Genomic DNA, 13396 nt, shown 5'->3' on the forward strand with positions numbered 1-13396 from the left:
TGCGCGCGCCCGCGCCCCCGCTCCCGCCGTATTTCCTGGAGGACCAGTTCGTGTGGCTTTCGATCGCCGCCTGGTGTGTGCTCCTGATCTGGCTGTGGCCGCGTGCCTCGCGCCAGCGGATGCTGCTGTGGGTGGGGCTCGCCTTCGCGCTGCACCTGACGCCGGTGGTCGGGCAGGTGATTCGCGCGACCTCGGCGATCACCACACTGGGTACCGAGGTGCCGGCCGCCTTCTGGGCCCTGCAGGGGGTGAACGTCGCCGTGCTCTGCATGATCGTGGCCACCTGGTATTTCACGCGGCGCCGCCTCGTGCGCTACCGCCAGGCGCAGGCCGTGCTCGCCGAGCGCCGCCGCATCGCCAGCGACCTGCATGACGGCGTCGGTTCGCGGCTGGTGGCGCTCATGGCCAGCTACGACCCGCGCTCCGCCGACGCCCGCGAACTGTCGATGGCCCTGCAGGCCTGCCTGCTGGAGCTGCAGATGACGGTCGACTCCCTCGACGACCAGGCCGACACCAGCATCGGCGAGCGCCTGGGCCACTTGCGTTACCGGCTGCAACCGGCGTTCGACCGGCTCGGCATCACGCTCGTGTGGAACGTGCAGGACGTGGTGCTGGCGCCGCCGCTGTCGCCCGAGGCCGCGATGCAGCTGTGCCGCATTGCGCAGGAGGCCTTGTCGAACGTGCTGCGCCATTCGCAGGCGACCCGCGTGGAAGTGCGCTTCGGCCCGCGCGAACGCTCGCACGGCCTGGTGCTCGAAGTGCTCGACGACGGCCGCGGCCTGGATGCGGCGGCCGGCGAACCGGGCGGCAAGGGCCTGCGCAGCATGCGCGAGCGCGCCGACGCGCTGCATGGCGAGCTGGCCGTCATGGACGCGGCGCCACACGGGCTGCGCATCCGGCTCGTGATGCCCGGCGAAGTGCTGCCGCAGTCGGCGGTCGCGGCACCGGCCGAGAGCACGTTGTAACCATCCCGCGCCGGTGCCCGGCGGGGGGCCTCGTCGCCTATGGCAAACTTCCGCGCTTTGCCAGGGACGCGCTCAAGACATGCAGAAAATCATTCGCCAGCTCGCCGTTGAAATCAAGGTCGGCGAGCACCAGGTGAAGGCCGCCGTCGAACTGCTCGACGAAGGCGCCACGGTTCCGTTCATTGCCCGCTATCGCAAGGAAGTCACGGGCGGCCTCGACGACATCCAGCTGCGCGAACTGGAAGCCCGGCTGTCTTACCTGCGCGAACTCGAAGACCGCCGCGTGGCGGTGCTCAAGGCCATCGACGAGCAGGGCAAGCTGACCCCCGAGCTGCGCGCCGCGATCGAATTCGCGCCCACCAAGCAGGAGCTCGAAGACCTGTACCTGCCGTTCAAGCAGAAGCGCCGCACCAAGGGCCAGATCGCCCGCGAATTCGGCATCGAGCCGCTGGCCGACAAGCTGCTGGCCGACCCCACGCTGGACCCGGCCGTCGAAGCCAAGGCCTTCCTGCAGCCCGCCACCACGCTGGACGACGGCAAGCCGGGCCCCGATTTCTCCACGGTGCCCCTCGTGCTCGACGGCGTGCGCGACATCCTGTCCGAGCGCTGGGCCGAAGACGCCGTGCTGGTGCAGCGCCTGCGCGAATGGCTCTGGAACGAAGGCCTGCTCAAGTCCACCCTGATGGCCGGCAAGGACGAGAACAACGCCGACATCGCCAAGTTCCGCGACTACTTCGACTACGACGAACCCATCGGCCGCGTGCCTTCGCACCGCGCCCTGGCCGTGTTCCGCGGCCGCGCGCTCGAGGTGCTCGACGCCAAGCTCGTGCTGCCGGTGGAGCCCGAGCCGGGCAAGCCCAGCATCGCCGAAGGCAAGATCGCGCTGCACCTGGGCTGGAGCCACGCCGGCCGCCCGGCCGACGACCTGTTGCGCAAGTGCGTGGCCTGGACCTGGCGCGTGAAGCTGGCGCTGTCGACCGAGCGCGACCTGTTCACCCGCCTGCGCGAAGACGCCGAAAAGGTCGCCATCAAGGTGTTCGCCGACAACCTGCGCGACCTGCTGCTGGCCGCTCCCGCCGGCCGCCGCGTCGTGATGGGCCTGGACCCCGGCATCCGCACCGGCGTGAAGGTGGCCGTGGTCGACTCCACCGGCAAGCTGGTCGAGACCGCCACCGTGTTCCCGCACGAGCCGCGCAAGGACTGGGAAGGCTCGCTGCACACCCTGGGCAAGCTGTGCGCCAAGCACGGCGTGAACCTGATCGCCATCGGCAACGGCACCGCCAGCCGCGAGACCGACAAGCTGGCCGGCGACCTCATCAAGCTGCTGGCCAAGATGGCCGCGCAGGCCGGTGCGCCCGAAATGACCGTCGACAAGGTCGTGGTCAGCGAAGCCGGCGCCTCCGTGTATTCCGCCAGCGAATTCGCCTCGCAGGAAATGCCCGACGTCGACGTGAGCCTGCGCGGCGCCGCCTCCATTGCGCGCCGCCTGCAGGACCCGCTGGCCGAGCTCGTGAAGATCGACCCCAAGAGCATCGGCGTGGGCCAGTACCAGCACGACGTGAACCAGAGCGAACTCGCGCGCACCCTGCAGGCCGTGGTCGAGGACTGCGTGAACTCGGTGGGCGTCGACCTGAACACCGCCAGCGTGCCGCTGCTCAGCCGCGTGTCCGGCCTGTCGGCCAGCGTGGCCAAGGCCGTGGTGCGCTGGCGCGAGGCCAACGGTGCGTTCTCCACTCGCAAGCAGTTGCTCGACGTGACCGGCTTCGGCCCCAAGGCCTTCGAGCAGAGCGCCGGCTTCCTGCGCATCCGCGACGGCGCCGACCCGCTGGACATCACCGGCGTGCACCCTGAAACGTACCCGCTGGTCGAGCAGATCATCGTCAAGACCGGCAAGCCGATCGCCGAGCTGATGGGCCGCGCCGACATGCTCAAGACCCTCAAGCCCGAGCTGTTCGCCAACGAGAAGTTCGGCGTCATCACGGTCAAGGACATCCTGGGCGAACTCGAGAAGCCCGGCCGCGACCCGCGCCCCGACTTCAAGGTGGCACGCTTCAACGACGGCGTGGACGACATCTCCGACCTCACCGAGGGCATGATCCTCGAGGGCACCGTGAGCAACGTCGCCCAGTTCGGCGCCTTTGTCGACCTCGGTGTGCATCAGGACGGCCTGGTCCACGTGAGCCAGCTGAGCCACAAGTTCGTCAACGACGCCCGCGAAGTCGTCAAGACCGGCGACATCGTCAAGGTCAAGGTGATGGAAGTCGACGTGGCCCGCAAGCGCATCGGCCTGTCGATGAAGCTCGACGCCGCGCCCGCACGCCGCGACGGCCCGCGCGACAACCGCTTCGAAGGGGCAGGGCGCGGCCAGCAGCAGCAAGGCCGACGCGACAACTCGCCGCAGCCGGCGGGGCAGATGGCGAGTGCGTTTGCCAAGTTGCAGGGGTTGCGCAAGTAAGCCACCCGCGGACCGCACGTTTCTTGCAATCACCGTCGGCATGAAAGCCCTGCGCATCTACGCCGGCCCCGCGGCCCGCCAGCACATCGAGCAGCACGGCCTGCGCCCGCAGGACGTGCGCACCGTCCCCGGCGCGGCGGGCGGGCCCAAGGGGCTGATCCTCGGGCCGCTCGATCGCTTCATCTTCGGGCGCTGGCTCACGCGGTCGAGCCAGCCGGTGGACCTGGTGGGTGCGTCGATCGGCGCGTGGCGGCTGGCGACGGCCTGCCTGTCGGACCCGGAGGCGGCCTTCGGGCGCTTCGAGCACGACTACGTGCGCCAGCAGTTCGAGGTACCGCCGGGCCAGAAGCGGCTCAGCCCGCACCAGCTCAGCGAACGCTTCGCGGAAAGCCTCGACACCTTCTACGGCGGACGCATCGGCGAGGTGCTGGGCCATGCGCGCTACCGGCTGCATGTGGTGACCTCGCGCGGGCGTCACATCCTGGGGCGCGAGGGCAGGGCGCGCACGCCGGTCGGCTACCTGGGCGCCTTCGCGAGCAACAGCCTGCACCGCAAGAGCCTGGGCGCCTGGCTGGAGCGCTGCGTGTTCTCCACGCCCGGCGCGGCCTTGCCCTTCGGCACGACCGACTTCCGCACGCGCCAGCACGCGCTGAGCGAGGCCAACTTCAATCGCGTGCTGCAGGCCTCGTGCTCCATTCCGTTCCTGCTGGCGGCGGTGCACGACATTCCGGGCGCGCCGCGCGGCGCCTACTGGGACGGCGGCATCACCGACTACCACCTGCACCTGGACTACCAGCCGGCAGACGAAGGCATCGTGCTGTACCCGCACTTTCAGCAGGCCGTGGTGCCGGGCTGGCTCGACAAGGGGCTGCGCTGGCGCCACAAGTCGACGCGCTTTCTCGATCGCATGGTGGTGCTGGCGCCGAATCCCGAATGGGTGAAGACGCTGCCGCACGGCAAGCTGCCCGACCGCAAGGACTTCATCCGCTTCGCGAACGACGCGCAGGCCCGCATCGCGGCCTGGGGCCAGGCCACGCGCGAGGCGACGCGGCTGTCGGACGAGTTCGAAGCCTGGCTCGGCGACGACGGGCGCTCGCGCGACATCCTGCCGCTGTGAACCCAGCTTGTCCCGTCGGGGACAAACCCTGAGCGCCCGCGCAGGAGCGCGCTTCGAGAATGGTCCGATCCATGCCATCCGAAGGGTTCCCGACCATGCCGCACGCCACGCTCTCCCGCCGCCGTTTTTCCCTTGCCACCGCGGCCGCCGCTGCCAGCCTGGTCGCACCGTCTTTCGCGCAGAGCGCCTGGCCGAACAAGCCGATCCGCATCGTCGTGCCCTATACGCCGGGCGGCTTCACCGACCAGATGGCGCGGCTGGTGCAGGTGGGCCTGCAGACACGCCTGGGCCAGCCGGTGGTGATCGACAACAAGCCCGGCGCCAACAGCCTGATCGGCGTCGATGCCGTGGCCAAGGCCGCGCCCGACGGCAGCACCTTCGGCGTCGTCATCGCGGCCTACACGGCCAACACCACGCTGTACCCCAAGCTGCCCTACGACCCGCGCAAGGACCTCGTGGGCGTGTCGCTGATGGGGGTGTCGCCGCTGCTGGCGGCGGTCAACAACGACGCGCCGTTCAAGACCGCGCGCGAGCTCATCGACTACGCACGCAAGCACCCCGGCAAGGTGAGCTTCGGCTCCTCGGGCAACGGCTCGGCCGCGCACCTCACGAGCGAGCTGTGGAAGTCGCTCACGCAGACCTACATGATCCACATCCCGTACCGCGGCGCGGTGCCCGCGCTGACGGACCTGATGGGCGGGCAGATCCAGCTGTTCTTCGATGCGCCCACGGGCCTCATCAACCAGGGCAAGGCCGGCAAGGTGCGGCTGATCGGCGTGGCCGGCGACAAGCGCCTGCCGGCCGTGCCCGACGTGCCCACCTTCATCGAGCAGGGCTTCGCGGGTTTCACCGGAAGCACCTGGGCCGGCATGCTGGCGCCGGCGGGCACGCCGCGCGAGATCGTCAAGCGCATGTCGGAGGAGGTGGCGCGCATCATCAAGAGCGACGAGACGCGCGCCAAGCTCGACGCCATGGGCACCTTCCCGGCGGGCAGCACGCCCGAGGAGTTCGACGCGTTCATTGCCTCCGAGACCACCAAGTGGGGCAAGGTGATCCGCACGGCGGGCGTCAAGCTCGACTGAGCGCCCCACGCTGTTTCAGGGTGCCAGCACCAGCACCTTGAACTGGCTGGGCACGATGCGCATGCCCACGATGTTGCAGCGGTTCTGCACTGCCAGGCTGGTCATGCGCGTGCAGGGCGTGCCCTTGAGCAGCACCGTGAACGCGCCGGTGATGTGGCGCGACGGCCCCATCACCGTCTGCGACACCACGCCCATGAGCACGCCGGCGTTGTCGCCGTTGGTGATCGGGGTGGTGGTCGCCATGTTGTGCACGGGCGTGCCGCCGTACAGGATGTTCCAGGCGTTGGGCAGGGCCGTGGGCCCGAGCGCGATGTTGGGGTAGGGCACGGGCAGCGCGGGCGGTGTCTTGCAGACATCGGGAAACGCGAGGTCCATTCCCATCATCTGTGCGTTGGCGAACATGGTTCTGGCTCCTTGTCGGTATCAACCCATGTGGATCTGTTCGGCGTCGACCTTCACCAGCGCCTGGCTGGTGACGAAGGTGTTCTTGGCGTGCAGTCGCAGGCTCTGCGAGGCCTGCATGTCGATCTGGCCCGCGCGCACCTGCTCGACCTCTTCGGTGAGGCGAAAGCTCGAACGCGTGAGCAGGCTCAGGCGGTCGAGCACGGTCTCGAGCGTGCGGCCCACGAAGCGGGCGACCAGCGTGGTCACGCGCACCTCGGCGCCGCGGTAGGCCATGTCGGTGATGTCCACCGTGGCCTTGTCGGCCTGAAGTGCGAATGCGGAGGCCTGCAGCGCGATGCCGCCGCGCCGCGAGCGGATCGTGAGGTCGCCCTCGGCCACGAGCTGCGACTGGCTGGGGTCGGCCTGCGTGACGACGGCGATCAGGAACAGCTGGTCGCGTTGCGGCCCGGCCACGAGCACGACGTCGCCCGCGGCAGGCTGCAGCAGGCAGCTCGCGGCGCGCGGGCAGTGCCAGGGCGCGCCGCCCGGCTGCGGCTCGACGACGAAGCGGCCGTCGGGCAGCGATTGCACGACGGTGCCGAGCGCGCTGCCGGTCCAGGCCGGTGCGGCGACCGCAGGCAGCGGCTTGCGCAGCAGTGCGTGCATCTCGGTCTCGGGCGTCGCCGACGGCGGCGAAGCAGACTCGCGAAGGGCTCGTTGGTTCATGGCGGGGTGTCCTGTGGATCGGGCGGCAACGGCCGGCCGAAGGTGTCGCGGCCGGCGCGTTGCGGGCGGCTCGCACGGGCGGCGGAAAAGCGCTCGGCCTCGAACAGCGCCGGGTCGCTGTCGAGCACGCCGAGGCGGTCGCTCCAGCGCACGCCGGTCTCGATCGCGCGGTGCATCTGGGTGCGGTGGAAGGTGGCGCCGCGCAGGTCGGCATCGGCAAGGTCGGCGTAGGAGAAATCCGCGTACACGAGGTGGCTGCGGGCGAACGCGGTGCGGCGGCAGCTTGCGCGGTGGAACACGCACTGTTCGAGTCGCGCGTCCGACAGGTCGGCGTCGTCGAGCCGGGCACTCACCCACAGGCTCTGGTCGAACTGCCCGCCGCGCGCATCCACCCGGCGCAGGTCGGCTTCGGGGAACAGGCATTGCGGCGCCTGCACGCCCGACAGCACCGCGCCTTCGAGCTTCGCGCCCTTGAAGTTGCACTGGCTCAGGCGCGCGCCGGCGAAGTTGCAACCCGTGAGGTCGGCGTCGATGAACTGGCACAGATGGAACGACTGCGCCGAGAAGTCCTGCCCCGCGAGGTCGGCCTCGCCGAAGATCACGTTGTGGAAGCTCGCGCCCTTGAAGTGCGTGCCGCGCAGCGCCGCGCGGTAGAAGACGGTGGTGTTCAGCGCCGTGTCGTCGAAGCGCGTGCCGTCGAGGCGGCATTCGCCGAACACCGCCTTCGTGAGGTCCGCGCGCCCGAAGCCCGCGCCGTCGAGCGTGCTCTGGTGGAAGGTGGCCTGGCCCGCCTGCGCCGCGCTCATGTCGACGCCGCTCAGGTCGGCCTCGGAGAAGACGGCGTGGGCCATCGCCGCAGACCGCAGCTGCGCGCGGGGCAGGGCGCAGCGGTGGAAGGCGGCGTGCTGCAGATCGGCGGTGTCGAGCACCGCGTCGTCGAAGCGGCAGCTGTCGAACACCGATTCGGCGAGCTGCGCGGCATGCAGGTTCGCGCGGCGGAAGTCGCAGGCACCGAAGCTGCCGCCGCGCAGGTCCATGCCACCAAATTCCATGCCCTGGAAGTCCTGGTCCTGGATGTGGTCGCCGCCGCGGATCTTCGCTGCCAGCTCGGCCGGTGTCATCGCACCGGGTCCGCGGCGCGGCGCGGGAGGGTCTTGGCCTGTTCGAGGTGCGCGCCGTGCGTGTCGGTCACGCTGTCGATCAGGGTTTGCGAGACGTCGGCGCGGAACAGGTTGGCCTCGCGCAGGTCGGTGCGGACCAGGCGGGCTTTCTGCAGGCTGGCATGCATGAGGTTGGCGCCGCGCAGCGAGGCCTGCGTGAAGTCGGCGCGGATGAAGAGGCTTTCGGGCGCATCGCAGCCACTGAGGTCCGCGCCCGTGAGGCTGCAGGCCGACAGGTCGCAGGTGTCGAGCGTGGCACGCACGAAGCGCGCGCCGTCCAGCGGCATCTCGCGCAGGCCGCATTGCACCAAGGTCGCGTCTTCGAAGTCCATGGTGCGCAGGCTGCTGGTGCCGACGAAGCAGGTGGTGTGCAGGGTGGCGCCGCGAAAGACGATGCCGGTGTCGCCCGGCGTGTGGGCCCAGGCGCAGGCTTCGAGCTTGGCCTCGCTGAAGTCGAGCCGCTCGGCGATGCACGAGATCAGGCCGACCTTGTGGAGCACGGCGTTGCGAAAGCTGCAGTCCTGCAGGCGGGTCTGTTCGAGGAAGGTCACGTAGGAAAGATGCGCTGCATCGAAGCGGCAGTGGTCGACCTGCAGGCCGAGCACGGTCAGGTGCTCCAGCGAGGCTTGCGAGAAGTCGCAATGATCGAAGTGCGTCTGCTCGAGCGTGGTGTGGTGCAGCTGCGCGCCGGTGAGCACGGTGTGGACGCAGTGCGCCAGGCTGAGGTTCGCGCGGTGCAGCACGCAGCCCGCGAGCGAGGCCTGGGTGAGGCGCGCACGCACGAGCACGGCCTCGGTGGCATCCGCGCCATCGAGCCGGGCGCCTTCGAGGTTCGCGTGTTCGAGCAAGGTGCGGTGCAGGCGCGCACCGCGCAGGTCCATGCCCGACAGGTCGGCGCCGGTGAGGTCCATCTCCGAGAGGTCGCGCGTGGTGGCCATCGCCTCCTGCACGCGCCGGCGTGCTTCGGCAGCGCGTTCGCCTTCGAGCACGTCGGCCGGCGACTGGTGCTGCGCGCCCATCCGGTACATGTCGATCAGCCCGCGCTGGCCTTTCTCGACCACGTCCGCGAAGGCCCGCTGCTGCGCGGACGGCAGCGCGGACGTGCCCGTGGCGGCGGCGATGCCGAACATGCCCTGCAGCACGGTCTGCGCATCGAAGGCGGGCGGCCCCTTGGTCGTGGTGCGGTCGATGTTCGAGACCAACTCTGCGGAATCGAAACCGACCTGGCGCGACTCGGCTGCATTGCGTTGCCCCGCGCGTTCGAGCTCGCGCCGGCCCTCTTCGAGCGCCTGGCGTTGGTCCTGCGTGAAGCGCCGCGTGTGCTCGACGAACTCGGGCAGCTCGGCGAGCGTCGGCGCCTTGCGAAAGGGCGCGGGCAGCGGCCGCTCGCGCAGCAGGCGCGGATCGTGGCCGGCTTCGCGGGCCTGCTGCATCAGGTCCGCGCGCAGCCGGTCGCCGCGCTCGCGCATGTTGCGCACCAATGCGGATTCGTCGCCGTCGTCCAGGGTGTCGAGCCACGGGCCGATGGCCTGCGCGGGCAGCAGCTCGTCGTCGCGGGCGGCATGCAGCGCGCCGGTCTCGGGATCGCAGCGGCGCTGGAGGAGGGCGAAGTAGTGCGCCAGCGGGCGCGGTGCATCGCCCGCGGCTTCGATGGCCGGCATCACATGGGTCACGTCGTCGGCGTCGTCTTCCACGATGTCGATCTCGCCGTGGTGGATCAGCGCGACCTGGCCGCGGTGCGGAAAGAACCACGCCGTGGTGAGGCGCATCGGCACTTCGTCGAATTGCTCGGGTTCACGGCTGCGCCCGCTTCGGCGCGCGATGAAGGCGCGCGCACGCCAGTCGGGCAAACGCCCGCGCTGCACCGGCTGCGTGGGGTGCATGTGCCAGATCTCGAAGGGCGTGCCGCCGGGGATGTGGTCGCGCGCAGACCAGCGTTGCTGCGGCGGCGCGGCGTTGAAGAAGCGCCAGTCCATGTCCTCCGAAAAACCGGGGAACAGGTGCTCGCGCCAGTGGCCGTCGTACTGCCGACCGATCAGGCGCATGCGGCTGGGTCGGGTCAGGTCGATCGGGCCGAAGCCGGCCGGCTCGGTCTCGCGATCGGACCGGTCGATGCGCTGCTGCGGGTCTTCGATGTTCGGCAGGCGCTGCACCTGCAGGCCGTTGACGGTCTCGAGCGCGTGGCCGATGCCCTGCGGGTTCTCGGCAAAACCGGGGCCGCCGTAGGCGCGCGTGGCGTCGAACCGCATCGATTCGAAGGGCTGCGGCGCGGTGGAACGGCCGTCGAGCCAGAAGCGGTCGCCGAACACCAGCAGCTGGCGCGAAAGCTCACCCACGCGCATCGCGACGGCACAGGCGGTCTTGTCGTCCTGATGGTGCGTATAAGCGTGGCCCGTGGCCAGGAACTCGGCGTGGGGTTTGGGAATGCCCAGGTCGATGGCGCCCGTGGGGCCGAGCTCTTCGGCGGCGATCTTCCAGAACTCCGGTTCGGGCAGCAGCACGGGCGCGGCGTCCATCGACACCATGCCCATCAGCGTGACACCCAGGCGTTGCTGGTGGCCCCGCAGGAAGGGGCGCGTGATGACGCTCAGCCGCAGCGGCTTGACGGTTTTCAAGGGGGATCAGCTCCGTGCAGGTGCCACTTCGAGCGGCATGCGCTGCCGGTCGACCGACACCACGTCGGGGTGCGCCGGGTCCTGGATCAGATGCAGGGTCGCGCCCGGCACCGCGAGGCGGGGCAGCAGCAGTTCGTCGACCAGCGTGCGCAGCACCACGCTCGGCACCGGGGACGACGGCGGCATCTGCAGCGTGAATTCGAGCGCGACCATGCACTGGCCGTGGCTGCCCGGGCTGGTGAGCTGGTGCTCGGAGCGCCGCACCTGCGCCACCACGCCGTGCGTGGCCACGCCGGCAAGGCCCAGGCGCTCGCCGATGCGCCGCTCCTGCGTGTATTTGCGCTGCTCGCGCGTGGCCGTGACGACCACCGCGACGCCGGCCAGCAGCGCCCCGCCCATCATCACGGCGAAGACGCTCCAGAGGACCTGTTCCCAGATGGCCATCGATGGGGCGATCGGCTCAGACCTTGACGGTCATCGCCTTGGCGGCGAAGGCCAGGCCGCCGCTGGCGATCTTCATGCCGATGTTCGCGACCTTGAGCATCTTTCCCTCGATCTCGGTCGCCGAATTCTGCGAGCGGAACACCGCCACGTCGAGCCGTATGCCCGAGAACTGCGAGTTGAGGATGTAGTTCTGCTGGCGCAGCCCCCACAGGTCGAGCGCCAGCCCGACCGCCGAAAAACGCGCACCCACGCCGCCCGCGCGGTACCAGCGCCAGTCGTTGCTCTTGGCGTAGTTGTTGATGTAGGTCTTCGAGTTGTTCGTGTAGTCGTTCGTGATGTTCTTGTAGACCTTGGACGTCGTGTTGTAGACGTTGGTGTTGATCACGTGCTGCGTCGTGTTGTGGATGTGGTTCGTGGTGTTGAAGGTCACGTCCGGCGAGGTGTGGACCGTGGGGCCGGTCACCGTGGTGTTGGACGGCCCGTTCACATGCACGGTGTTCGACGTGTTGATGGTGTCGTTGCGGCCCGCGCTCACGAAGCGGATTTCCTGGCCGTCGATGGTGCCGTTGAAGCCGCCGCTGATGGCGAGCGTCACGCCGCCGGAGATGGTGTCGTTCAGTCCGCCGCTGAGCGTGCGCGTCTTGCCGCCCGTGATGCGCTGCGTCACGCCGCCGCTCACGGCTTCGCTGAAGCCGCCGGTCACGTCGCGTGTGTCGCCGCCGGTGATGGTTTCCGTGGCACCGGCGGTGATGTCGCGCGTCTCGCCGTCCTGGTAGGTGGCCGACTCGTGGCCCTTGATGAGGGTGGTGCGGGTGCCGTCGGTGGTGTGGGTCTCGTTGGCTTCCACTTCGACGTCGAGGTTGCGCTCGGCGTGCAGCAGGATCTGCTCGGCGCCCGCGCGGTCTTCGAAGCGAAGCATGTTGGCTTGGTTGGCCGCGCCGCCGGTGCTGGAGCGCGTGAGGATGCCGCTGGCCGTGGCGTTGGCGGGCAGCTCCCACGGCGGCATCTGGTCGCTGTTGTAGACGCGGCCGGTGATGATGGGGCGGTCGGGCTGGCCGCCGATGAAATCGACGATCACTTCCTGGCCCACGCGCGGCATGTGCATGGTGCCGTAGTTGGCGCCGGCCCAGTTGCTCGACACGCGCACCCAGCACGAGCTGTTCTCGTCCGACTGGCCGTAGCGGTCCCAGCGGAACTGCAGCTTCACGCGGCCGAAGCGGTCGGTCCAGATCTCTTCGGGGCCGACCACGGTGGCGGTCTGCGGGCCGTTGGTGCGCGGGCGCGGCGTGGTGCGCGCGGGGCGGTAGGGCACGGCCGAGGGCAGCACGGTGAAGTCGAACTCGCACACCGATTCGCTGCTGCCGCCGGTCGAGTATTCGGGCTCGCGCAGGTCGTAGCGCGTTCCGGTGACGAGGTACTCGCGGTTGTCGGCCTCGCGCGGGCAGTGCGTCATCTCGAACAGGTGGCCCGGCGCCATGCCCACCACGTTGGTGTGGCCCGAGGCCAGCTCGTGCGCGCACTGCAGCTCCTGCAGGCGGATCTTCGCGTAGGCGTCGCCTTGCTGGTGCTCGCTGTAGCCGCCGAGCCATTCATAGACTTCGTAGGTCGCGTGGTCGTGGCCCTTGGGGTCCTGCTGCACGCTCTGCAGCGAGGCGCGCGACTTCTTGAAGTCGAAGTCGTCGAGCATCACGCGGCCCGAGGTGATCTGCTCGGCCACGCGCCAGCGGTCGATGCAGGGCTCCAGCGCATTCACCACGCGGTCGCGCGGGCGGTAGGGAATGCGGGCGTGGCCCGGCAGCGGGTGGTAGCCGCCCGTGTCGTCGGCCAGCACCAGCAGGTGCGAGCCGTTGCTGTGCTCGAAGTGGTAGGCGATGCCTTCGTGCTCCATGAGGCGGCTCACGAAGGCGAAGTCGCTCTCCTGGTACTGCACGCAGTATTCCCACGGGCGGTAGCTGCCGGTGAGGCGCTTCTCGAACTGGAAGCCGTACTTGCCCAGCACCGCGTCGAGCACCTCGGGCACGCTCTGGTTCTGGAAGATGCGGCAGTCGGTGGTGCGCGTGAGGTACCACAGCCACGGCTGCACGAGCGCGCGGTAGATGTAGTGGCGGCCGGTCTCGTTGGCGCGCCCGACGAGCTCGAAGCGCACCACGGTGCCGTTGAGGTAGCGCGGCGCGCCGTCGTCGACAATGGCCAGCGTGAGCGAGGTGCCGAGCAGGCGCTTCAGGTCGAGGTTGAAGCTGGTGCTGACCATGTCGACCTCGAACTCGAAGAGTTGCGAGAGTCCTTCATGTCCCCGCATCGCGCGGAACTTGAGCTGCTCGGCGCTCAGGACGGTATGGACTTGGACGGTACGCGGCATTCGACACTTCCCTGACCCCTCGGGCTTTCACGGATGCGAAGCCTCTGCAGATGGGGCCAAGCCAGTATGAAAACGCCGCGTGTCACATC

The 13396-nt window shown here is 69.5% G+C and carries 10 protein-coding genes; 4 read left to right on the top strand and 6 right to left on the bottom strand.

Translation table 11 applies throughout. From position 1 onward, the window contains the following. The first annotated feature begins 50 nt into the window (after positions 1-50). From AC1RLW_RS04570 to AC1RLW_RS04585, 4 genes are all read left to right on the top strand, one after another. Entirely contained in the window at positions 51-965 is a 915-nt protein-coding gene (locus tag AC1RLW_RS04570; RefSeq protein WP_369628865.1) for a sensor histidine kinase, read from the top strand. Between the two features lie 79 nt (positions 966-1044). Further along, on the top strand, positions 1045-3420 hold the full coding sequence (locus AC1RLW_RS04575) for a Tex family protein (RefSeq protein WP_493192326.1): 2376 nt from the start codon (positions 1045-1047) through the stop codon (positions 3418-3420). 40 nt (positions 3421-3460) lie between these two features. Then, positions 3461-4537 (top strand): phospholipase, encoded by a 1077-nt coding sequence (locus AC1RLW_RS04580; protein ID WP_493192327.1) that lies wholly within the window; start codon positions 3461-3463, stop codon positions 4535-4537. 95 nt (positions 4538-4632) lie between these two features. After that, on the top strand, positions 4633-5619 hold the full coding sequence (locus AC1RLW_RS04585) for a tripartite tricarboxylate transporter substrate binding protein (RefSeq protein ID WP_493193054.1): 987 nt from the start codon (positions 4633-4635) through the stop codon (positions 5617-5619). Positions 5620-5634: 15 nt separating this feature from the next. Here the strand turns inward: AC1RLW_RS04585 and AC1RLW_RS04590 are convergent, their stop codons facing one another. The 6 genes from AC1RLW_RS04590 to AC1RLW_RS04615 are packed head-to-tail and all read right to left on the bottom strand — an operon-like array spanning position 5635 to position 13307. Further along, positions 5635-6021 (bottom strand): DUF4150 domain-containing protein, encoded by a 387-nt coding sequence (locus AC1RLW_RS04590; RefSeq protein ID WP_056580973.1) that lies wholly within the window; start codon positions 6019-6021, stop codon positions 5635-5637. A gap of 21 nt (positions 6022-6042) precedes the next feature. Beyond that, on the bottom strand, positions 6043-6729 hold the full coding sequence (locus AC1RLW_RS04595) for a DUF3540 domain-containing protein (protein ID WP_493192328.1): 687 nt from the start codon (positions 6727-6729) through the stop codon (positions 6043-6045). Continuing rightward, positions 6726-7850: a pentapeptide repeat-containing protein gene (locus AC1RLW_RS04600; protein WP_493192329.1), complete on the bottom strand. Its 1125-nt coding sequence runs from the start codon at positions 7848-7850 to the stop codon at positions 6726-6728. The genes AC1RLW_RS04595 and AC1RLW_RS04600 overlap by 4 nt, the downstream gene beginning before the upstream one ends. Next, complete coding sequence (locus tag AC1RLW_RS04605) at positions 7847-10504, bottom strand: DUF2169 family type VI secretion system accessory protein (RefSeq protein WP_493192330.1); 2658 nt, start codon at positions 10502-10504, stop codon at positions 7847-7849. Before AC1RLW_RS04605 ends, AC1RLW_RS04600 begins: the two co-directional genes overlap by 4 nt. Positions 10505-10510: 6 nt before the next feature. Beyond that, a complete protein-coding gene (locus AC1RLW_RS04610; RefSeq protein ID WP_493192331.1) occupies positions 10511-10948 on the bottom strand; it encodes a hypothetical protein in 438 nt (145 codons plus the stop codon). 16 nt (positions 10949-10964) lie between these two features. Further along, positions 10965-13307 (bottom strand): type VI secretion system Vgr family protein, encoded by a 2343-nt coding sequence (locus AC1RLW_RS04615; protein WP_493192332.1) that lies wholly within the window; start codon positions 13305-13307, stop codon positions 10965-10967. Positions 13308-13396: the final 89 nt, after the last annotated feature.

This window comes from Variovorax sp. GW822-FHT04A09 (genome assembly GCF_058801005.1).

Coding starts and splice junctions, on each gene's coding strand:
- AC1RLW_RS04575 (WP_493192326.1), top strand. CDS start 1,045: ATGCAGAAAATCATTCGCCAGCTCGCCGTTGAAATCAAGGTCGGCGAG.
- AC1RLW_RS04585 (WP_493193054.1), top strand. CDS start 4,633: ATGCCGCACGCCACGCTCTCCCGCCGCCGTTTTTCCCTTGCCACCGCG.
- AC1RLW_RS04595 (WP_493192328.1), bottom strand. CDS start 6,729: ATGAACCAACGAGCCCTTCGCGAGTCTGCTTCGCCGCCGTCGGCGACG.
- AC1RLW_RS04590 (WP_056580973.1), bottom strand. CDS start 6,021: ATGTTCGCCAACGCACAGATGATGGGAATGGACCTCGCGTTTCCCGAT.
- AC1RLW_RS04580 (WP_493192327.1), top strand. CDS start 3,461: ATGAAAGCCCTGCGCATCTACGCCGGCCCCGCGGCCCGCCAGCACATC.
- AC1RLW_RS04600 (WP_493192329.1), bottom strand. CDS start 7,850: ATGACACCGGCCGAGCTGGCAGCGAAGATCCGCGGCGGCGACCACATC.
- AC1RLW_RS04610 (WP_493192331.1), bottom strand. CDS start 10,948: ATGGCCATCTGGGAACAGGTCCTCTGGAGCGTCTTCGCCGTGATGATG.
- AC1RLW_RS04615 (WP_493192332.1), bottom strand. CDS start 13,307: ATGCCGCGTACCGTCCAAGTCCATACCGTCCTGAGCGCCGAGCAGCTC.